General features: G+C 46.7%; 19 protein-coding genes. 6 read left to right on the top strand and 13 right to left on the bottom strand.

The annotated features are described in order from the left end of the window. Positions 1–20: 20 nt before the first annotated feature. Positions 21–1,769: an AAA family ATPase gene (locus SUN_RS04735; RefSeq protein WP_011980606.1), complete on the bottom strand. Its 1,749-nt coding sequence runs from the start codon at positions 1,767–1,769 to the stop codon at positions 21–23. A gap of 391 nt (positions 1,770–2,160) precedes the next feature. Here SUN_RS04735 and SUN_RS04730 point away from each other — a divergent pair, with 391 nt between their 5' ends. Next, complete coding sequence (locus tag SUN_RS04730; protein ID WP_011980605.1) at positions 2,161–2,877, top strand: c-type cytochrome; 717 nt, start codon at positions 2,161–2,163, stop codon at positions 2,875–2,877. 68 nt (positions 2,878–2,945) lie between these two features. After that, positions 2,946–5,429, top strand: coding sequence for an ATP-dependent helicase HrpB (hrpB, locus tag SUN_RS04725; RefSeq protein WP_011980604.1), 2,484 nt, complete (start codon positions 2,946–2,948; stop codon positions 5,427–5,429). Positions 5,430–5,608: 179 nt separating this feature from the next. Here the strand turns inward: hrpB and SUN_RS04720 are convergent, their stop codons facing one another. Next, complete coding sequence (locus SUN_RS04720) at positions 5,609–6,043, bottom strand: heme-binding domain-containing protein (protein WP_011980603.1); 435 nt, start codon at positions 6,041–6,043, stop codon at positions 5,609–5,611. A gap of 102 nt (positions 6,044–6,145) precedes the next feature. Here SUN_RS04720 and SUN_RS04715 point away from each other — a divergent pair, with 102 nt between their 5' ends. Together SUN_RS04715 and SUN_RS04710 are read left to right on the top strand one after the other, a co-directional pair. Then, positions 6,146–6,718: a hypothetical protein gene (locus SUN_RS04715; protein ID WP_011980602.1), complete on the top strand. Its 573-nt coding sequence runs from the start codon at positions 6,146–6,148 to the stop codon at positions 6,716–6,718. A 63-nt stretch (positions 6,719–6,781) separates the two neighbouring features. Beyond that, positions 6,782–7,123 carry a cupin gene (locus SUN_RS04710; protein ID WP_011980601.1) on the top strand — a complete coding sequence of 114 codons (342 nt, stop codon included), beginning with the start codon at positions 6,782–6,784 and terminating at the stop codon, positions 7,121–7,123. 36 nt (positions 7,124–7,159) lie between these two features. Here SUN_RS04710 and accD read toward each other — a convergent pair whose 3' ends face one another. The 3 genes from accD to gltB all read right to left on the bottom strand — a co-directional run bounded on the left by accD (position 7,160) and on the right by gltB (position 13,282). After that, positions 7,160–8,056 carry an acetyl-CoA carboxylase, carboxyltransferase subunit beta gene (gene accD / locus SUN_RS04705; RefSeq protein WP_011980600.1) on the bottom strand — a complete coding sequence of 299 codons (897 nt, stop codon included), beginning with the start codon at positions 8,054–8,056 and terminating at the stop codon, positions 7,160–7,162. A gap of 4 nt (positions 8,057–8,060) precedes the next feature. Next, on the bottom strand, positions 8,061–8,795 hold the full coding sequence (locus SUN_RS04700; RefSeq protein ID WP_011980599.1) for an inositol monophosphatase family protein: 735 nt from the start codon (positions 8,793–8,795) through the stop codon (positions 8,061–8,063). Positions 8,796–8,866: 71 nt separating this feature from the next. After that, positions 8,867–13,282 (bottom strand): glutamate synthase large subunit, encoded by a 4,416-nt coding sequence (gltB, locus tag SUN_RS04695; protein WP_011980598.1) that lies wholly within the window; start codon positions 13,280–13,282, stop codon positions 8,867–8,869. A 181-nt stretch (positions 13,283–13,463) separates the two neighbouring features. Here gltB and recO point away from each other — a divergent pair, with 181 nt between their 5' ends. Together recO and SUN_RS04685 are read left to right on the top strand one after the other, a co-directional pair. Next, complete coding sequence (recO, locus tag SUN_RS04690; RefSeq protein ID WP_041672681.1) at positions 13,464–14,081, top strand: recombination protein RecO; 618 nt, start codon at positions 13,464–13,466, stop codon at positions 14,079–14,081. A gap of 25 nt (positions 14,082–14,106) precedes the next feature. Next, entirely contained in the window at positions 14,107–14,976 is an 870-nt protein-coding gene (locus tag SUN_RS04685) for a hypothetical protein (protein ID WP_011980596.1), read from the top strand. A gap of 20 nt (positions 14,977–14,996) precedes the next feature. On the opposite strand, the gene SUN_RS04680 is transcribed toward SUN_RS04685, so the two are convergent. The 8 genes from SUN_RS04680 to SUN_RS04645 form a co-directional block, all read right to left on the bottom strand. Beyond that, the gene (locus tag SUN_RS04680; RefSeq protein WP_011980595.1) at positions 14,997–15,341 is read right to left on the bottom strand and encodes a zinc ribbon domain-containing protein YjdM; all 345 of its coding nucleotides are present in this window, start codon (positions 15,339–15,341) and stop codon (positions 14,997–14,999) included. A 65-nt stretch (positions 15,342–15,406) separates the two neighbouring features. Further along, positions 15,407–17,077: an aspartate:alanine exchanger family transporter gene (locus tag SUN_RS04675; RefSeq protein WP_011980594.1), complete on the bottom strand. Its 1,671-nt coding sequence runs from the start codon at positions 17,075–17,077 to the stop codon at positions 15,407–15,409. A 31-nt stretch (positions 17,078–17,108) separates the two neighbouring features. After that, on the bottom strand, positions 17,109–18,545 hold the full coding sequence (locus SUN_RS04670; RefSeq protein ID WP_011980593.1) for an OprD family outer membrane porin: 1,437 nt from the start codon (positions 18,543–18,545) through the stop codon (positions 17,109–17,111). A 10-nt stretch (positions 18,546–18,555) separates the two neighbouring features. Further along, the gene (glsA, locus tag SUN_RS04665) at positions 18,556–19,632 is read right to left on the bottom strand and encodes a glutaminase A (protein WP_011980592.1); all 1,077 of its coding nucleotides are present in this window, start codon (positions 19,630–19,632) and stop codon (positions 18,556–18,558) included. Positions 19,633–19,734: 102 nt separating this feature from the next. Next, positions 19,735–20,223 carry a redoxin family protein gene (locus SUN_RS04660; RefSeq protein ID WP_011980591.1) on the bottom strand — a complete coding sequence of 163 codons (489 nt, stop codon included), beginning with the start codon at positions 20,221–20,223 and terminating at the stop codon, positions 19,735–19,737. 1 nt (position 20,224) lies between these two features. Then, on the bottom strand, positions 20,225–21,079 hold the full coding sequence (locus SUN_RS04655) for a fructosamine kinase family protein (RefSeq protein WP_011980590.1): 855 nt from the start codon (positions 21,077–21,079) through the stop codon (positions 20,225–20,227). Positions 21,080–21,196: 117 nt separating this feature from the next. Next, the gene (locus SUN_RS04650; protein WP_011980589.1) at positions 21,197–21,415 is read right to left on the bottom strand and encodes a hypothetical protein; all 219 of its coding nucleotides are present in this window, start codon (positions 21,413–21,415) and stop codon (positions 21,197–21,199) included. Continuing rightward, positions 21,415–22,401: an AAA family ATPase gene (locus SUN_RS04645; RefSeq protein ID WP_011980588.1), complete on the bottom strand. Its 987-nt coding sequence runs from the start codon at positions 22,399–22,401 to the stop codon at positions 21,415–21,417. Before SUN_RS04645 ends, SUN_RS04650 begins: the two co-directional genes overlap by 1 nt. Positions 22,402–22,404 lie beyond the last annotated feature (3 nt).

Below are 22,404 nucleotides of genomic sequence, written 5' to 3'. Positions count from 1 at the left end.
CTGAACCCATCCTGTAGAAATTATTTCAGAGCATTATAACGATAATTGCTTTCCAAAAACAACATACAGACCCGTATATCATCATAACACACTTCCCCATTCAGAGCATCAAACACAGGCTTGAGCTTCAGTCTGCCATTATCGGAAAAATTCTCTTTCAGATTTTTGGTTTTCAGTTTCAGAGCTGCATCTTCTACCCGTGTAAATATCTCATCTTTTGGTCTATATTTTTCCAGATCAAACTCTGGCTCTTCCTCTTTTATCAGACCCAGATGCTGCACGATGGTACCTTTGCCCAAACCTCTGTTCTGTGCCAATTTCATAAGGGTATTTGACTTTTTAATGAGATTTTTCGTCTTGATGTGCGTAGGCGTAACGTATGCGGAATGCGAAGGTTTCCCTTCTTTGATCTTCTGCTTCTCTTCAGCAATCTTCTCTTTGGAGACAATACCGCCCAAGCGGGTAATGTGATCATCGAACGTTTTTTCCAGCACTTCAGGCGAAAGACTCTCTATACGTTCTTCCGCTTTCTGTGAAGCCGCTTTAATGCGCCCGTCCACATGCAAAATGAGCGGGTCTACACGCAGCGCCATAGGATTCAGACCCATCAGCCTCAAACCCTCAATGCTCTTGATACGCGAAAGTGCCACATACCCCTGCCCAGCTTCAAAAGTCTTGCTCAAATCCATCTCGGCAGCATCGAGGGTCATTCCCTGTGACTTATGAACAGTGATCGCCCATGCCAGACGCAGCGGCACCTGCGAAACCGTGGCAAGTACTTTGCCACTGTCATTTTCCAGTGACCACTCTTCTAGATCAAGTTTGATCTTTTTGCCCTCAGTAGTACGGACAATAGGCATATTGTCTATAGGAGAAAAGCTTTCCACCGTACCGGTAGTACCGTTGATATACCCCGCCTCGGGATTGTTCTTGATGAAAATAACCACTGCACCTTTTTTCAACGTCAACTCCTCCATCACCAGAGAGGACTTAAATATCTTTTCAATATTCTTTTGGCTCCCCTTTGATTCATAGACAAAAAGTTTTTCCTCGCCTTCAAGCTTTTCGAGTTCAGAGAGGTTAATACGGTCGACATCAACATTGTGCGTGTAGAGTTTGGTAGGATTAAAGTGCGAAGGCAGTGCTTTTTCAATACGCGCATCAAGCATCTTTTCCGAATTTTTGCTGATAGTTCCCGAGCGGATATCATCGAGTATCTGTATGAGTTGTGCATCATCCTGCCTGAATTTCTCTTCAAGGTAGCAGGTCTGCAGGTCCAGTGCTTTCCAGACAGGGGACTGCCAGGCAAAACGCTTCTCTTTTGGTTCTTTGCTCACAGGAGGCAGCTGAAAGAAATCTCCCGATATCACAACCTGCACTCCGCCAAACGGTACATCCGTCCCCTTGAACCCTCGTAGTATCAGATCCATCGAAGAAAAAAGCTCCGGAGAGATCATCGAAACTTCATCGATGATAAGAACATCAAGCTTTGAAAAACGGCTTTTGAGATATTTCTTGTCCAGCAAAAATTCCACATACCCCTCATCGATGCTCTCACGAATGCCCAATGCAAAAAAGGAGTGAATCGTCTGCCCGCCCAAATGTGAAGCGGCAATGCCTGTAGGCGCCACAATAGTCGGGTATACCCTTCGCTCTTTCAGGTATTGTGTATATTCATTCAAAAGATAGGTCTTCCCCGTTCCCGCCGAACCGGTCATAAATACATTTTTGCCTGACTTGAGGATGTTGAGTGCTGTTTGCTGTTTCATGGAGAGTATTATAGCCTACTGTTGGTATAATCTATGGGCACCTCTAATAACCCTAGATGCTCATAACATCTCTAGCTTTTGTCTAGGCTAGGCACTCTTTTACAGGCCTAGCCGTAGCTAAGTCAAAAAAGAGTAACGACGCATAGGCGAAAGCTAGTGATGCCCACAGGGTGGGCTTTGCAAACGCAATCTTTCACAAGATGCTTACTTCGTCTTAGCTTTGGCTAGGACTTGAAAGCCTTTTGCAAAATCTCACATTTGCAAAACCCATTATGAGTATTTAGGGTTATTAGAGGTGCCCCTAAATCATCTCGGTAAGATGGCCATAGGTATGAGTATAAATTATATTAATTATAATCTGATATAATCAATGAAAAATAAAGGATATGTAATGAAATCAATAGGATGGCATAGTACTTTACTTATAGCTGCATTGCTCTTTTCAGGATGTGGTGAGACAAAGAAAACACATAAACATTATGATGGAGAAGCACTGATAAAACAAAAATGTGCCTCATGTCATAACCTTGACATACCGCCCAAAATAAATGATGACGAGAAAGCGCCTCCGATGTATACAGTCACCGTCCATCTTCGTGACTGGATGAAAGGCGGAACCACTTCCGAGAAGGAGGCAAACTTTGTGGCATTTGTACAGTCCTATGTACTTTCACCGAGCAAAGAGAAATCCTACTGCATTAAAGAGGTACTTCAACAATACGGATTGATGCCTTCGCAAAAAGGAAATGTCACCAAAGAAGAACTCGGTGCCATTGCCCGATATGCGTTACTCACCTACGATCAGAAAAAATTGCTTGCAATGATGAAAGAGCAAAACCGTATTGCGGCAATGAAGCCTTATGAGCAGGTACTTACCCTCAAAGACTGCAAACTGTGTCATATCGACGGGAACGGTAAAGTAGGACCGCTTTTCAGCCAGATCGCCGCCAAATATACCATCAACGATCTCAATACGATCAAAGATGCCATTGTCCACGGCAGCAAAGGCAGATGGCCAAACTACCACATACCCATGCGTGCCTATAAAGACTTGACTCCAAAACAACTTGATGGGATCGCGAAGTGGATTCTGTCACAGAAGAAGTAGCAAAGGAAACTTCTTCTGATGGGGACTTTTATGACTCCCCCGTAACCTAAAAACAGTATAATCTTACTATGCAAACTTTGCCCATCACCCACGTCCTTCCCAAAGTCAAAGAGAAACTGATTCACCATAACCGTCTGGTACTGCAGGCACCTCCCGGAGCCGGCAAAACCACTGCTTTGCCGTTGGCATTGCTGGACGAACCGTGGCTGGAGGGCAAAAAGATCATCATGCTTGAGCCGCGTCGTCTGGCAGTGCGTTCTTCCGCGGCACGCATGGCAGAGCTTCTGGGCGAAAAGGTGGGACAGCGTATCGGATACCAGATAAAGATGGAGTCGGTGCAGAGCAGAGCAACCAAGATACTCATCGTCACAGAAGGAATACTCACACGCAAACTGCAAAACGACCCGGCACTGGAAAGTGTGGCGCTGATCATCTTCGACGAGTTTCATGAACGCTCCCTGCATGCTGACCTCTCTTTGGCTTTGGCTCTGGAGTCACAGTCCGTGTTGCGGGAAGATATGAAAATACTCGTTATGTCCGCCACGCTGAATACAGCGGCGATCTCCACACTTTTGGACAATGCACCCGTCATTGAAAGTCAGGGACGGGCTTTTCCTGTGGAGCGCATACACCTGGATGCCGGTACACCACAACCGACACTCAAAACTCTACCCTCCTACATTCATAAACTTCTGCTCAAACTGCTTGCCGAGGAGGAAGGCAACATCCTCGTCTTTCTTCCGGGAGTCCGACAGATCAAAGCGGTGGAAAAACTGCTCAATGAAAGCAGGATTAAAAATACCTACATCTCTACACTCTACGGGAACCTCAGCAAAGAGGCACAGGACAGAGCCATAAAAGCACCGCCCAAAGGCACAGGGAAAGTGGTACTCTCCACCAACATCGCACAGACTTCTCTGACCATTGAGGGTATTAAGATCGTTATAGATTCCGGACTTCAGAATGTTTCTGTCTTTAATCCCTTTTCAGGCATGAACAAGCTTGAGAGCAAATTCATTTCCAAAGACGCTGCCATCCAAAGGGCAGGACGGGCAGGACGGCTTTCAGCCGGGAAGGCCTACCACCTGTGGCACAAGTCCAGGATACTACAGAAACACGATACACCCGAAATACTCTCTGCCGACCTCAGTCAGCTTGTTCTGGAACTGGCACAATGGGGGAATGATGACATAAATGCTCTTTCCTGGATGGACACCCCGCCTATCACTGCCATACACCATGCCCGGGCACTCCTCAAACAACTCGGGGCACTCGATAGCAACGGACACATCACCTCCCACGGGGAAGCCATGGGCAGCTACGGACTTCACCCCAGACTTGCCCATATGATGCTCAAAGCCAAAGAGATGGATCTCTCCTATGAAGCGTCTCTTTTGGCAGTGCTGGTCTCGGAGAAAGATATCTACAGTAGCGCTTACACCTCTGCCGATCTACGCGAACGGGTCATCACCCTGCACGACGTCGCCCAAAAAGCAAATGTTTCATCTAAATATGTCGATATAAAACAGTGCCGATATTTGCTTGAAAATGCCAGACGCATTGAAAAAAACCAAACCTCCACACTCCATACGGAACAGCTTGGCATCCTGCTTGCATTCGCCTACCCTGACCGAATCGCACAGCTTCGCCACAGAAACAAAGGTACCTACCTGCTTTCCAACGGAAAAGGAGCATATCTGCACAGCGATGACACTCTCTTTAACAGTCCGTATCTGGCCATTTCAGACCTGGATGCCAAAAGTACCGATGCTGCCATCTACAAAGCCATAGCTCTGAGTCTTGCAGACATAGAAACCCATCTGGGAACAGAAACACAGGAGATGGTTACCTGGAACGAGGCAGAGGCACGGGTAAAGGTGCGCAAAGTAGAATGCTTTGGCAAACTCATACTCAAAGAAACACAACTGAAAAGTACCGCTAGTCCTGAAGTACTTGAGGTACTTTTGGATGAAATCGAAGCACTGGGTTTAAATATTTTACATTGGAACAAGGAAGCAAAAAACCTTAGAGAAAGAGTAAATTTTCTGCATCTTCATGATGAAAATTTTCCTGATTTTTCCGATGAAAACCTGCTTGACACAATGGACAAGTGGCTGGCACCCTACCTTCAAAATGTAACGACACTCAAAGCCTGCCGGAATCTCGATCTGCATAATATCCTTCTGGGACTTCTCAGCTACGAAGAGCTCCAAAAACTCAACCGCCTCGTCCCGGCTAAACATAAAGTTGCCAGTGGTTCACAGATAGGCATTGACTACAGTGATCCTCAACAACCAGTACTTGCAGTACGCCTGCAGGAGCTTTTCGGCACACACGACACCCCTGCTATACTCGGAGGCAAAGTCAAACTGATGCTCCACCTGCTCTCCCCTGCTTCACGTCCTATGCAGGTGACAAGAGACTTGAAAAGTTTTTGGGAAAATACCTATGATGAAGTCAAAAAAGAGTTGAGAGGAAGATACAAAAAACACTACTGGCCGGACGATCCGCTTGAAGCCAAAGCGACTTCAAAGACAAAGAAAAATATGTAAGTATCAGATTATGATACACCACTATATAAATCAGATCACACTGTAGAGATTTTAAAAATTGGCGGGATATATTTTACCATTCTGAATTTTGGGAGAGAACCTTTACCGGCAGAAAAGCTTGCCGGTATTGTTTTTTGGAGTACGGTTATTGCAACCGTTGGATCGAAGCAGTAGGTATACTACTCAAGATCAAAGGCAGCTTCTGTTGTCCACGCTTTTAAAGCTTCTTTCTCGGCATCACTGAGTTTTGCCTCTTTATGCATGATCAGATAGCTTTTCATCGGCATCTTGTCCTGGATCGCTTTTGGTATCTTCTCAAGATACTTGAGCTTTTTTTCATCGTCATACGAATTCCAAGTAGAGAAGTTCATCTTTTCTCTTCCCTTTTTGACATGCTTTTTTGTGAACCATGAAACAGGAGCGATACTGCTGTACCACGGGAATGTCGTATGACTTGAGTGGCAGTCAAAACAAGAACGTTTAAGTATTGCCTGTACATTTTCGGGAGCCTCTAAAGCATCTCCTTCTTTCACAGGCAAATCAGCGGGTACATTCATAGGAACAAATTGTATTCCTACGAAAACAAGTATTAGTAGTATTAATAATTTTTTCATAGGAAAAATAATACATCTTGCTTACTTAAACGAAGGTTTATAAAATAATTTTTGTATTTCAATATGATATAATGGCACAATTATTAACAATAAGGAACACCTATGAAAAAAACCCTACTCTGCCTCTCATTACTCACTGTACTTTCCAGCTCTGCTACTGCCACCGACATGGAAGCAGGAGATGTCTTTGAATACCTTAAAAGCGCCCTTCACGGAGAATGGAAGCTCTCACCCAAAGAGAAACAGACAAATACAACGGCATATAAAAACAAATATGTATTGCCTTTGGTAGGTACAGATAAAACAGCAGTGGCTTATAAATTTATCGGTTTTGGTTCAACTCTGCAGGAAGACCTGCTGCCAAACACAGAGAAACAGATGGTGACCATGTATCATTGTGATGACAACATTGACTGTACACAGGTTTTGGCAACACACTATTGCACGAAGATGAACCAACCACAATTCATTCTCGACCTGAACAAGACCACCAAAGAAAAAGTGATATTTAACTGCAATATGAAAACAAAACTCTGCAACTCAAATGAAGACCATGTCCATCAAATCATTCTTGAGTTTTCGAATGGCGGAAAGCACTTAAAATCTTCCTATCTGGGATGGACGGACCAGAAACCGAACAAGAAAAATTCTATCTATCATTTCGATAAAAAATAATTGACAGATATCAACATATACGTTAGAGGGTATAGATATAATCTCCCAAAATAAAGGATAAATATGCAAACAGCTTCATTTTACAACGATCTGAAATTTTCAGAGGAAAGTGTGGTCATCACACCCATGCTTGAGAGTGATTTCGGCAAGGAGATACGCATAGCGTTCAAAGAGGGTCAGATCATGAAAGAGCACAAGACCAAATTTCCCATTACTGTCATGACACTCAGGGGTTCCATCGAGTTTGGGGTGGGAGAGAGAAAAGTGATCCTGAATGAGGGAGATGTCATTGCATTAGAAGGGAATGTCATGCATGAGCTCAAGGCTCTTGCTGAATCTGTCGTGCGTTTAAGTCTACACAAGGGGGACAGTGTTGCACGTGTCAAAGGGGTATTAAAACTCTGATGCACTACGCAGGGTGGATGCGATCCACCCTGCAGACTACTCTTCTTCTACAGCTGCGACTTCCGCATGTTCTCCGCTGTCCATAGCTTTCAACTTAGCCGGACTGTTCTCTTTTGAAAAGAGTTTCAGCAGGTCAGAGAGTGTCTGCTTCATATTCCCGCGGTCTACGACCATGTCGATGAGACCATGCTCAAGCAGGAATTCCGAACGCTGGAAACCTTCGGGAAGGTCGACACCAACTGTCTGCTTGATAACCCTCTGTCCGGCAAACCCAATCAGTGCGCCCGGTTCTGCCATAATAATATCACCCAGCATCGCAAATGAAGCCGAAACTCCACCCATAGTGGGGTCTGTCAGTACAGAGATGAAAGGAAGGCCTTTGTCGCTGAGTCTCTTAAGTGCTGCAGAAGTTTTACTCATCTGAAGCAAAGCATAGGTACTCTCCTGCATTCTGGCACCGCCTGAAGCACTCACGATGATCACACCACATCCTTTTTCGATAGCTCTGTCAACAGCACGGACGATCTTCTCACCTTCAACCGAACCGAGACTTCCTCCCATGAAAGCAAAGTCAAATACGACCAGTTCCACATCCTGGCTGTCTATTTTACAACTTCCACTTACCACCGATGAAGTTTTTCCTGTTTTCGCTTTCGCTTCTTCGATACGTTTTTTATATGATTTTTTGTCGGAAAATTTCAACGGATCAATTGGAGCGAGATTGGCATCATGTTCTGTAAAACTTCCTTCATCGGCGATGAACGAAACCCTTTTGTCCGCACTGATACGGAAATGGTGGTTACATTTCGGGCAGACATTCTGTATGGCTTCAACCTCTTTGTAATACATCAACGAGTTACATTTTGGGCACTTTATCCACTGATTAGGTCTTTCATTCTTTACTTCATCTTTTTTAAACAGGTTACTGAACATGCTATTATTCCTCTCTCAGGTCTTTGACCAGTTTTTCTATCTTGTCTGCGACGTTTTTTTGTTTCGATACTATAACATAATCCGCCTCAACAATCACTTCAAGGCCTTCACAAAGTGCCAGTCCCGCCGCAAAATCATAAATACGGAACGGTCCGACAAAAAGGACGTATTCGACTGTATGTGCATAGGCCAGTGAAAGTGCTATGGCGCCCGGAGCCCTGAATTTAAACCCCAGCTTATCCAGTGCCGCAACCAGTAAGGGATGGGCATAGGCTTTTTCAAAAAGCCCTATCTCCGAAGCAGAAGAGACATGACGGGGGTGAAATTCTGCACTGAAAAGTTGTCCCTGCAATACATCATCATTTCCTGATTTGACAAAGAGATCACCATTGGCAAGATTACAGACCACCGCTGCATCGAGAAGACCGGCTGCATTCACTCTGGCAACAGAAGTTCCGTAATAGGGGAAAAGGGAAAGGGCATTGGAAGAGCCGTCTATGGGATCGATGATAATCTTGACATCACCCTCTCCCATGATCCCAGACTCTTCAGACTCGATATGCCCGAAAGGGGAAAGATATTTAAAAAAAATTTGTTCCGCAAAGAGATCAAGTTTTGAACTGACATCCCCACCTGCACCTACTTCGGTCTTTTCATACCAGGAAGCATCAAAGCCCTTTTCAAGCGCCGAAGCGATCTCTTCGTTAGCCTTGATGCATGCTTCGATAAATGGGTTCATCTTGTTCCTTTATCTACCCGTTCGGTGCGTGAGTACGCACCCTACAGTAAAACATATCATGAAAATGTGTTTTACTCGCCTTTTTTGTTGGCATCAAGTGACGGTCTTGCACCGCGCGGTACTACAAGCCAGAACTTACGTACACACTCTCTGGCATTGTCAAGGATATACTGTGCTTTCTCACTGCCTGTTTTTTCAATATAGTCTTGCAGAAGTCTTTTGAGTCCAAACATTTCAAAATCCAGCTCATCGGTATCTATACGCAGTGCTTCTACCAGTTCAGGGTTCAGCTTTTCGTAGAACGTACCCTCTTCATCATAGACAAATGCTTTACCGCCGGTCATACCCGCACCGAAGTTCACTCCGGTATTGCCGAGAATGACAACTGTACCGCCTGTCATGTACTCACAAGGATGGTCTCCCGTGCCTTCAACGATAGTGGTCGCTCCGGAGTTACGTACGGCAAAACGCTCACCGACCTGTCCACTGATATAGAGTGTACCGCCAGTCGCACCGTAAAGACAGGTGTTCCCGCCCAGTGCGAACTTCGGTCCCGATTTGGAAGAGGTAATGACAATGCGCCCGCCGTTCATTCCCTTACCGATATAATCGTTTCCTGCCCCCTGGACATTGATGGTCACACCTTCGGAAAGGAAGGCACCGAGAGACTGCCCGACGACCCCTGTAAGGTTGATCGTGATAGTATCGTCAGGAAGCCCTTTGTTGCCGTGACGCTCTGCGATCTCACCGGAGATCCTTGTACCGAAACTTCTGTTCAGGTTGCTGACTTCTTTGTTGATGACAACCGGCTTGGACGGATCTTCGATTGTTGGCATCAGCTCTTCGACGATCGCTTTTTCATACTCGTTCTTGTCATACGGTTCATTGAACGGCACCTGACAGGTATCGACACCGTCCACTTTTTTCAGGAACTGTTCGAAATCGAACTTCTTGGCATACTCGTCATCGATGATCTTGAGCAATTCTGTTTTACCGACGATCTCCTCAAGTGATCTGTAACCCAGAGAAGCAAGGATCTCACGTACCTCTTCGGCAAGGAGCGTAAAGTAGTTGACCACTTTCTGTACATTCCCTTTGAAACGCTCTCTGAGGTGAGGGTTCTGTGTCGCAACACCTACACCACAGGTATTCAGGTGACAGACACGCAGCATGATACATCCGACGATAACCAGTGCACCTGTACCAAAGGCATACTCTTCAGCACCGAAGATTGCTGCTTTAATGACATCGAGCGCTGTTTTGAGCCCTCCGTCCGTTTCGACAGTAACATTGCCCCTGAGGTTGTTGGCTTTAAGTGAATTGTGCGCTTCATAGAGTCCAAGCTCCCACGGATTACCCGCAAATCGGATGGAACCGATAGGCGCCGCACCCGTTCCGCCGTCCCCGCCGGAGATGATGATCTTGTCCGCATACGCTTTGGCTACACCCGCCGCGATCGTTCCTACACCTGCAGTCGATACGAGCTTGACCGCGATCCTTGCTTTCGGATTGATCTGCTTGAGGTCAAAAATGAGCTGGGCCAGATCCTCGATGGAGTAGATATCGTGGTGAGGCGGTGGTGAAATCAGCGTCACACCCGGCTTGGTATATCTCAGTGATGCAATAAGCGGAGAAACCTTGCTTCCGGGAAGCTGTCCGCCTTCACCCGGTTTTGCACCCTGTGCCACTTTGATCTGCAGCTCTTCAGCCGAACGCAGATACTCCGGTGTTACTCCGAAGCGTCCTGAAGCGATCTGCTTGATCTTGGAATTCTTGATGGTCCCGTAACGTGCAGGGTCTTCACCACCCTCCCCTGAGTTGGACTTCGCACCGATGGTATTCATCGCCTCTGCCAGCACTTCATGTGCTTCGGGAGAGATAGACCCCATAGACATTGCCGCAGAAGAGAAACGCTTGAGGATCTCGGAAGCAGGTTCTACCTCGTCAATACTGATGGGCTCTCTTGGCGAGTTAAGCTCAAAGAAGTCCCTGATGAACTTCTTGTCCCTTCTGTCTACCAGCTCTTCGAGCTTTTTGTAATCCTCTTTGCTTCCGCTCAGTGCACACTGCTGGATAGCAGCAATGGTCGGTCTGGAGAAGTCATGGAACTCTTCACCTTTTTTATACTTGTAGTACCCGCCTTTATAGAGCGCTTTTCTTTTGCCTTTGAAGGCATCCGTAAATGCGCGTTCATGGTTACTGTTGAGTCTGGCGTCGATATCTTCATACCCCAGTCCTTTAAGCAGTCCGTGCGTACCGCTAAAACACTCCGATACTATCTCGTCACCAAGACCGATCGTATCGAAGAGCTTGGAGTTACGGTAGGAAGAGACGGTCGAGATACCCATTTTGGACATGATCTTGAGCAAACCTCCGCCCATGGCACGTCTGATGCGCTTGAGTGTGATCGTCATATCAGTATCTTCATCCGCCAGCTGCTCTACGGTATAGTACAGCAGGTACGGATAGATCGCCGCTACGCCGTAACCGATCATACAGGCTGCCGAATGCGGATCGAACACTTCACCAGTGACCGCAACGATGCTGCTCAGGTGTCTGAGTTTTTCTTCAAGCAGGACAGTATTGAGACGTCCTACAACCATCAGCATAGGCAGGACCTTGGTCTCTTCCGAGAGGTCCCTGTCATCAAGCACTATTGTTCGAATACCCCTGTCGCGGACATCGGCAACGATCTTTTCCACCAATGCGTTCAGGCTCTCTTTGAGGTCGTGCGTATAGGTCGTACTGTAGCTCGCCATTTTATAGGCAACGTCATATTTCTCATTTCCTTCGGTACCGAACTCTTTGAGAACCGCGAATTTTTCCGCCGACATGATGGGTAGTACGGTCTTGAGACGTTTTGCATGTTCCGCATCGTCAGAAAGCACATTTCTGATCTCACCGAAACCGGTATTCAGACTGGTCACACTTTTCTCCCTGATCGGGTCAATCGGAGGGTTGGTCACCTGTGCGAACTTCTGTTTGAAGAAATCGGTGAAGTTTCTCTGCTGGGTAGAGAAGGCAGCGATAGGTGTATCGTCGCCCATGGCACCTGTCGTCTCTTTTCCTTCAGTCATCATCGGTTTGATGACCTCTCTCATCAGCTCAAGCGTATAGTTGAAGTAACGCTGCTTGGCTTCCATCACTGTATGGTCGGTCGATACCTCTTCCACATGTGTATTGGGAACATGTTCCTGAAGATAACTCATATTCTTGCCCATCCACTTGTTGTACGGGAACATCGATTTGAGGTAGTTGTCTATATCGGTAGTAGTCAGGACCTTTCCATACTTGAGGTCAACACCCATCATCTCGCCCGACTGCAGTCGGCCGCGCTGGGCGATCATCTCTTCAGGCAGCTGAAGTACACCATACTCCGATGAGATCAAAAGTCTGTTGTCTGTGGTGATAACATATTTTGCAGGCCTGAGTCCATTCCTGTCAAGTACACAGCCGATATAACGTCCGTCGGTCATACTGACTGCCGCCGGTCCGTCCCAAGGTTCGAAACAGGTACTGGCATATTCGTAAAAACCTTTGAGGTCTGTATCCATCAACGGCGCATTGTGCCACGGTGCAGGAATGAGAGAACGTGCCGCCTTGAAGAAGTCCACACCGTTGACCCTGAGGAATTCCATGAAATTGTCCAGACTTGCCGAGTCGCTCATACCGTCCTGGATCACATCTGTCAAACGTGCCATCTCTTCATCCGTAAAGACATCAGACTTCACTGCCGCCATTTTGGCTTTGACATTGAAACGGTTGGCAGTTACGGAGTTGATCTCACCATTGTGGGCGATCATACGGAACGGTTGCGCCAGTCTCCACTCGGGCAGTGTATTGGTAGAGAAACGCTGGTGGAAAAGACAGAAAGAGATTTTGAAATGCTCGTCGGCAAGGTCTTTGTAGAACTCTTTGATGTGCGTAGGCATGACAAGGCCTTTATACGAAACCACCTTGGTCGAGAAGGAAGGAATGTAAAAGTCCCTGTCATCTTTGAGCGCATGCTCTATCCCTTTGCGTGAAAGATAGATCAACGCTTCAAAACGTTCTGTTGCGACCACGCTTCTGGGCACTACAAAGACCTGCTTAATCGCCGGAAGAGTAACAAGTGCCTGCTCGCCCAGTGCATTGGTATCAACAGGTACAGTACGAGTATAGATCACTTTGAGGTCATTGTTGGCACAGATCTTCTCGATCACATCGAAGTCAGATTCGTTACGGGAAAAGACCATGGCAACGGCATACTGCTCAGGCAGATCTATACCGTCTTTGGCAGCCACATGCTCGAAGAACGATCTTGGCAGAGAGAGAAGAAGTCCCGAACCATCACCTGTTTTACCATCTGCTGCAATCGCACCTCTGTGCATCATACGCGACAACGATGTAACGGCATCTTCCAAGTTTTGATGGGTAGGCGTATTGTCGATGGAGCAGAGAAGTCCGAATCCACAATTGTCCTTGAAGGAGGTAAATAAATCTCTCATATGTCAACCTTAAAAATAGTGTAGTAGAACGGCTCACAGCGCAACTATAAGCGTTCAAAATGGTGATGATTATACTTAAATATACGTTAGATTTAAATTAAAAGCTAGCTTTCTCCCTTCACACAGGGGTTTGCATTAACTTGATTTTTACTATAATAAAAGAAAAAAACAGAGGTATCAGATCAAAGGTTTCATACTGAGTGTTCGCAAAGTGAAGAATGAGGATTCCATTGCCATGGTCCTCACTGCACAGAATGTCAGGACCTATTACCGTTTTTTCGGGGCAAGACACTCCATTTTGCAGCTTGGAAACCTTGTTGATTTCGAAGTCGAGGGGGAAGACGGCCGCTTCTTACCACGTCTGCGTTCACTCTCGCACATCGGTTTTCCCTGGCTCTTCGACAAAAACAGACTGCTGATGTGGCACAATTTTATCAGGCTCTTCGAACCGCATCTCAAAGAGGCGGAAGAGATCGACAGTTTTTACTACGACCTTCTGTTGAGTGCCGCGAGAAAATGGGAGAAGCAGAATCCCAAACGTATCGTCTGTGAAAGCTACATCGAACTGCTTGAGTATGAAGGGAGACTCTCTCCCGAAAAGAACTGCTATATCTGCGAACAGCCTATCGCAGAGGAGATCGCTCTCATACAGGCACTGAAACCGGCACATCCTGCCTGCATCTACAGTCCTTCACTGCCTACAGACAAAATAATGGACTTCTTCCGGACAAAAAAAACCCTCTTCCTCGAAGACCATGAGGTGGACCATCTCTTTGATGTCGTCATGAAAGGCCTCTAAAAGTATATGAAAGTATAATGACTGCATGAATAAACATATGCTTTTTACCTGCTGTATCCATGTAGCGATTCTTTTTGCGACCACAGGCTGTGTCAAATTGAACTGCCCCCTGCCCGTAGAGCTTGACAAAACGGTAAAACAGGAGCCTCTCTCCTCCGCTTCGGCCGCAGCCGATGTCAAACGGAACTCCTGGAGTATGGACGGTCTCTGTGCCGACAGGATCACTTTTTACGAAAATGGCAGAAAATGGCGTATGCTCCTGGTCCGGAACATAAAGAACCCCACCGGGCCGTTCTGGTACCTGCCGCACGACAATGAAAATTCCGCACTCGATGCAGCCGTCTATGCCGTCAAAAAATTCGGCGGCGGTTTCCTGGCGGTAGAAGCAAACGGGAACAGATATGCTTCAGGCAAAGACCCCAACCGAAACTTCAAACCTGCATCTTCCTATACAAGAACCGTCTTTAAAGTGATCGACGCGTTCAAAAGCCCCTCCATGCCCTACCTGGCGTTGCACAGCAACAGGAACGGCCATCAGAACAACGGCGGAGAGGGAATGGTTTCCATGAGAGTGGCCGGGACCCATACAAAATCCTATCCTGCCGGAAGCATAGCTGTCGGAAAAAAAGAAGGCTTGCATGATGAGGACAGTCTGGTCTACCTTGCAGGGAGAAGTCTCGATACAAAAAAGATCGCTGCACTCAATGCCGAAGGGCTGAACGTCAAATATGAACTTGTAGGCAGCCGTGCTGACGACCATTCCATGTCCAACTATATCGCACTTCACAGAAGCAGAAATGGTTACGTGAACATTGAAGCCGAGGATGGAGATACCTCGACACAGAAGAAGATGATAGACAGGGTTATAAAACTCGTCTACCAGGGTGTGCTGTAGCATCCAGGGAAGATAGGAACTTACGCCTTTTTGACGAATTCCTGCTTGAGTTTTATCGCACCGACACCTGGTACTTTACAGTCGATATTGTGACCGTCGCTGCCTTCGACAAGATGGATACCCTTGATCTTGGTACCGACTTTGATCCCGCCGCTGCTTCCTTTGACCTTGAGGTCTTTAATGACCGTGACCGTATCACCCTCTTCAAGGATGTTGCCATTGGCGTCTCTTACGACGAGTCCTGCTTCCTCCTCTGACGCTTCATCCTTGCTCCACTCATGTGCACACTCGGGACAGATATAGAGGCTGCCATCCTCATAGGTATATTCACTGCCGCATTTTGGGCAACTAGGGATATTTTCCATGTTGTTTCCTTTGTAAATTGAATCTTGAGGCGTATTTTACTCTTCTTTTTTTAAGTTTATCAGATTTAGAAGATCATGATGAGGCTGCCGGCAATGACCAGCAGGACATTGGCAAAGGCATAAGTACCGGTATAGCCCAGTGCAGGTACAGGGCTTTTGGCCTCCTTGATGACCACCGAAAGTGCTGCACCACTGGTCATCGCCCCGGTAATGGCACCGAAGATGAGTGCAGGTGAGATCTTCAGGAACCTTCTTCCGACAAAGTACCCTACGAGGATCGGTATGATCGTCACGCAGATGCCTGCAATCACCAGTGTCAAGCCATTCTGCTGCAGGGTACCGATGATGCCGCTCCCGGCACGCATTCCTACACCCGCCATGAAGAGCAGCAAGCCGAACTCCATGAGAAACCAGCGTGTTGCCTCAGGCAACTGACCAAAGGTCGGTTTGATGCTTCGCCTGAAGCCGATAAAAAGACCGGAGACCAGAAGCCCTCCCGCAGACCCCAGCCCGATGGAAACCCCTCCGACCGTTACACTGAGCGTACCGATGAGCAGCCCGATGACGATACCGAAGGAAAGCGTGATCATATCGGTCTCCACCCCGTCACGTTCAACTTTCCCCATGAACTCACCCATCGCTTCTATCTGGTGCGGAGTTCCAAGCACCGTAATAACATCATTCTTTCCCAGCACAGTATTGTCATCATATCCGATACGCTTACCCTTCCTGCGTATTTCCATCAGCATGAGGCCGAAACGTCTTCCGATGGCAAGTTCATGAAGGGGGCGTCCGATAACGGCATCATTCTCCACGATGATCTGCGCGCTGTCCTGTACATCTTCACTGGTCCATTCCGGTACGATCTCTTCTGCGATCTTCGAGACCTTTTCGGCAAAATACCTTCGCGGCCCAAGCACTTCAATGACGTCACCGACCTTCAGACCGTTCTCATCCACAGGGAAGAACGCATCATCTCTTTTGACCTTTACAACAGAACGTCGGTCCCAATACTTGTCTCTCAACTCATCCAGAGAGAGTGACTCCACTTCGGGATTTGTAATGCGGTAGGCACGCAGCACGACATTGTCCGGCAGTCCGACACTCTCTTCGCCGGATGTACTGAAACGTTTCGCCTCTTCGGACAGATCGATACCAAGCAGTTTAGGCAGATACTGGACCGTCATAATCAACCCCACAAGTCCGAAGATGTAAGTAACTGCATACCCCATGGACATGTTCTTGATGAGCTGGTCATTGCTCCAGCCTTCCTGCATCGTGACAGAACCGGACTGTACTGCATCCTGCGCCGCGGCAAGTGTAGGCGAAGAGGTCAGGCCGCCCGAGAGCAGTCCTGCTGACATACCCGGCGGCAGGGCAAGGAAATATGCCCATGCCGCAGCGATGAGAAAACCGGTCGTTGCCACAACCACGGCAAGTGCAAAATATTTAAGTCCGTCCTGCTTGAGTACGGCGACGAAACCGGGTCCTGCCTGATAGCCTACAGAAAAGATAAAGAGGGAAAAACCGATCATCTGGGCTGAACTTGAGATCTTGAAACCGAAGTATCCAAAGATCAGACCAGCAAAAAGCACCCCTGCAACGGAACCCAGGGAGACCGAACCAAAACGGATCTTCCCTATGAGGTACCCGATGCCGAGCACTAGGAAAAAGGAGAGATCGAGGTGGTTATGCAGAAAAGGGAGGATCGATTCATCGATGTTTTCTATCCGCATTGTATTTCGCCTCCCTGTCTCTGTTTAGGTATTAGAACTTATAACCACCGATAAGCCTCAATGAATACGTATTTGGCTCATTGTCCAGATCGACCTTCTCATAGGTTCCCGTAAAGTAGATACCGTTGTCCGCATTATAGCTCAAACGGACGCCATACAGGTTCATCACATCCTGAGGGTCTCCATAACCATTTTTGGAATATGTCGGGTCAAGATCGAAATGTGTGTACCTCGCACCCAACCACAACCCTTCAATGCCCTGCTGCTTGAAGTTGTAACCCAGCTGCGCTTTGTAGGTGTTGGCATTTCTCAGGCTTCCCGCTTCGAAGAAGTGGAAGATCATCCCGTTGGCGAAGTACGGGTAAGCACCCCAGGCACCGAGTGTATCTCCCGTACCGTCACCGTCCGTATAGAATGATGCACCCAAAGCCACATCGAATCCATTCTCATGGCTGGCATTCAGTCTGAGAGAATAGATGCTGTAGTCAATTGCACGGCCGCCAAGAACATTGCTGTAATAATCCTCAAGACCGCCAACACCTTGGAAATCGATCAGCTGTGCACCCAGATCATAGCTAACAGCATCCCATTTTCCGTTGTAGTCATACTGCGCAAAGAAAGTGTTATAGTAATCGTTCATATAGTAATCCCAGATCTGAAGATTGTGGGTATCATCCTTGTACTGGAACACACCCGCCCATACACCTTCATCTCCGGCAAGCTCTTTATAGCCGCCATCCACGAAACTCGCATCGGACATCGTATGCCACTCTGTACCGTTGGCACCACTGTCCCATACACCGATCATCTTGTAGAAGTATCCGCCCGCGAACATAATGTTCTCGAAGCTTTTGTTCATATAATAAGCGCCCTGAAAACTGTCTGCAAGCATATACCAGTCGTCTGCATCGACCATAGGGGTAACAACCTCTTTCGCACCGGCAAGGAACTGGTGCGCCCCGTCTTCACTCTTATAGGTTACATAGGCTTCCTGAAGAATGATGAAGGATTCCCTCTCAGTCGGGTCGAAAACGAAGTTTCTCTGCTCATCAAGTTCATCGTTGATACCGAAGTCCGTTGCACCGGCTACAGTGATCTTTCCGCTGAATCCCTTGTAGTTGGGAGACGCAAGAGAGACTTTCGGAACAAGGTAGACACCATGGGAATCTGCATGCCCTTTATTCACATTGGGGTTTGTCGCAATGATCTTTCCCGTTGCACTATCAATATGGGAAGGCGGGTTGTCATAATCATAATTGACATACCCGGCACGGATATCTCCGGTGATCTTCCAATCACCAAGCGAATATCCCTCTTTCTTATCATCGACATGCACGACCGTTTCATAGGCATGGTCATCGTCTACGGAAACCGTATCGGACGCATTGAATGTCTCTGCCGCATAAACAGAAGAGGTACTCAGCGCCAGAAGCGCTACAAGTGAGAGTCTGATTCTTGAAATACGCATCCCCTGCCCCTTACTGTGCCAACGGGTTGATACCCAGCTTGTCGATGATATAGGCTGCTGCTTTCTGGCCTCTTACGGAGTTACCGTACTTGTCAAGCGGCGGAGAGACGACACCGATACCCATTTTTCCCGGAACGACAGCGAGAATGCCCCCGCCAACACCGGATTTGGCAGGTGTCCCTGTCAGGTAGAGCCAGTCGCCTGCATTGTCATAGAGTCCCGCGGTTGCCATGACCGCAAGAATTTTCTGTACATGCTCTCTATCAAGTACTCTCTTCCCTGTCTTGGGATTAATACCGTGATTTGCCAAAGTTGCCGCCATTACCCCGAGATCATGCGAGGAGATACCAACCGAACACTGTTTGGTATAAACCGTTGTCGCTTCAAGCGGATCGGACCCCATACGTCCATACGCATCGAGCAGTTTGGAGATCGCCTGATTTCTTTTGTTGTCATTGACTTCCGACTGGTAGACATCTTCTTTAAACGGAAGCTTTCTACCGGCAAAATCATTCATATTCTGCTTAATCTTGAACCATCTCTCTTTGGAATCCTTCGCTTCTACCCATGAAGTCGCCTGAATGGCACCCGCGTTCACAAAGGGATTGGAAGCGCTTCCATCATGTAGCTCGATCGCGATGATGGAGTTGAATGCCAGTCCTGTCGCATTGACCCCAATCTTCTCCTGAAGGAACTTGTCACCTTTTTCCTGGAGCACTTTACAGGCTGTAAAAACTTTGGAGACCGACTGGATGGAGACTTCCGCCTTCGTATCACCTATCTCATACACTTTCCCGTCAGGCGTTACCAGCGTGATACCGAAGATCTTCGAGTCGACCTCGGCAAGTGCTTTGATATAATCGGCATTCTTGCCACCCTGGTCGTTCTTGAACTTTTCATATGCCTCTTTAAGCACGGCATTGATACGCTCTTGTGTCAAAGAAGTTTTCTTTACCTCTGTCTGGACTGCTGACGGTACAGGTCCCTTGGCCTGTACCGGACTTGTCCCCAGCATGATAAATGATGCACAGGCAATAGAAAGTCTCATTACCCCTTTTTTGACAAAATGTCTGCTCTCTATCTTCATCTCTTACTCCTTTTGCAATAAAATTTAGTATGTACAATAGTAGCATAAAAAAAGTGTATTTTTATCACCAAAACGAAGAAAAATACATTCTTTTTGATAGGTTCAGTCGATAAGTGTCATTCGTGCCAGCAAACCTGCTGTTGTCGTATACCCTACTTCGGTAAACTTCAACCTGCCTTCGGCATTGTAGATGAATGTCATGGGAAAAGCCTGTACCTTGAACTTTCGCGCCCATGAGCCCTCTTTGTCATTCACTACCCTAAAATCCAGCCCTCTCTTCTCAAGATACTGTCTGATCTTTTTATCACTGCCTGAGTTGACAGCGATCGTCAGTACCTCATATTTTTTTGAAACACGCTCTATGTTTGCCGCCTCCAGTTTACAGGCAGGACACCAGGTCGCCCAGAAGTGGACAATAACCGGTTTCCCAGGCTTCAGGCTGTAGGTGCTGCCGTCCACAAGCTGTACCGTCTCTATCGGAAGCTGCAACGAATCCAGATCCGGTTTACGCACATAGCTTATAATATTAGATAATATAAATAAGAGTGCTGCGCCTATAAGGATCTCTTTGACCCATTTTTTTACATTCATTTTATACCTTCAGTTGCTTTAGCCTTTTTTCCAGTGCCGGCAGATAGCTCTCCCCGTAAATAGCCACATGCACCAAAAGAGGATAGATCTGATAGATCGGTACCTTCGTTTCATGGAATTCTTTACTCAAAGGATGTACCTCCGAATAGTGTCGAAAGAAAGTTTCTCCGAAAGTATCGAAGAGAAAGATGAAGGCGAGCTCCATCTCCCTATCCCCGAAATATATCGCCGGATCGATCAGAAAGACAGACTTAATATTAAATAGTATGTTACCGCTCCACAGATCTCCGTGCAGCAGTGACGGTGTGATCTGACTCATATCAATATACTTGTAAAGGTCCCTGCAGAGTTTCTCTACTCTCCCAAGCATCCCTTTTGGAAGATGCCCTTTGTCAAAGCAGATCTTTGCCATAGGCATGATGCGCATCTGTCCGAGAAAAAGTGTCCAGTTGTACTGTGTCTGCTCATTTTTCTGTTCAAAAGGCCCGATGGTCGTATCGTACCAGTATCCGTACATCCTGCTGTCATTGGTAACGCTGTGCAGAGAAGACAATACCTTTGCCGCTTCGATCTCCTGATCGTATCCTGACACCCTGCTTTCTTCGATGAATTCTATCAGCAGATGACTTTCCGAACTGTCATAGACTGCAGGTACCGCAATATCATATTTTTTAATATCTTTCAGCATTCTCACTTCTGTCTGAAGATGCGTTGAGGGTTTGGAAGTTTTCAGGAGGTATCTGTTCGACGGTATTTTCAGTGTATAAATGGGGCCTATCTGTCCCTCTGTCAGGTAGTCTAAGGAGAGAAGTTCCTCATTGAGCAGGTTTTCGAAATATATCTTGTCTACTTGCACATCTCTCCTTTAATATTGGTGCGTGGTTACGCACCCTTGTGAATAAAAAGCTTTGCAGAGCAAAGCATACCGACATTCTTCGTTCCCCACTCCTCATCCTTCACTTGGACATAGGCATCAGTCTATATCCACCCCGTCCCAAAACTCATCATAGTCCAGGTTGGTCATGGCATTCTCATCTTCCCTGTTCTTCTCCATCAGCTTCTGCTGTTCAGCTTCAAAATACTGTTCAAGCGCCTCTTCAAGTATGGTATTGACATCTTTTTTCAGTATCTCCGAAAAAGCCAGAAGCGATTCGACGGTACTTTGCTTAAGTGAAATATTTATTGCTTCCATTAAGATGGCCTCTTAAATTCTGCTTTAGGCTCCGGTACATTGGCAATAACGATATCAATGATTTCATCATTCTCAATACCACTAAATCTAGTGTGTTCACTTTTAATGAGTCGGTGTCTGAAAACATCATGGACTACTGACTTTACATCATCAACCGTCACTTCATTTCTCCCACGCATCCAGGCATGTACCTGTGCACACTTTGTTAGTGCCAGTGAGCCTCTTGGACTTACCCCTACTTCAATCATTACACCAAGCTGCTTACTGTAACGCAAAGGATATCTCGTAGCAAAAACCAATTCAATGATGTATTTTCCCATAGCTTCGCTTATCTCTACTTTTGCTACCTCTTTACGGGCAGCAAAGATCAACTCCTGTGGGATTCTGTTTTCATATACAGTTTTTTTATGCCCTTCATTCATGACTTTTCTGACCATTTCATATTCCGAATCCATATTGACATAATCAATCTTAACATGCATTAGAAAACGGTCTTTTTGCGCTTCAGGCAGAGGGTAAGTCCCTTTCTGTTCCAACGGATTTTGCGTGGCAAGTACCACAAAAAGTTCAGGCAGTTCATACGTTACTCCGGCAACGGTTACCTGCTTCTCCTCCATCGCTTCAAGCATTGCTGACTGTACTTTTGCCGGAGCTCTGTTAATCTCATCTGCCAGAATAATATTTCCAAAGATGGGCCCTTTGTGAAACTCATGTATATGTTTACCATTCTCTTCATAGAGATGTTCTTCTCCTATGACATCGGAAGGTTCAAGATCCGGTGTAAACTGTATGCGAGAGAACTTTGCATCAATAGCATTGGCCATGGAACGTACTGCACGGGTCTTTGCAAGACCGGGGAGTCCCTCAACAAGTACATTACCATCAGCTAGCATACTCATAATAAATCGTTTAACAATATGTTTTTGACCTATGACTTCATTGTTCATTCTGTCAAAAAGTAACTTTATAGCTTCTTTTGGTGTCATCTT

The organism is Sulfurovum sp. NBC37-1, assembly GCF_000010345.1.
GTDB lineage: Bacteria > Campylobacterota > Campylobacteria > Campylobacterales > Sulfurovaceae > Sulfurovum.
The sequence above is the reverse complement of the archived record's forward strand: the minus strand, read 5'-3'. Positions and strand labels throughout refer to the sequence as shown.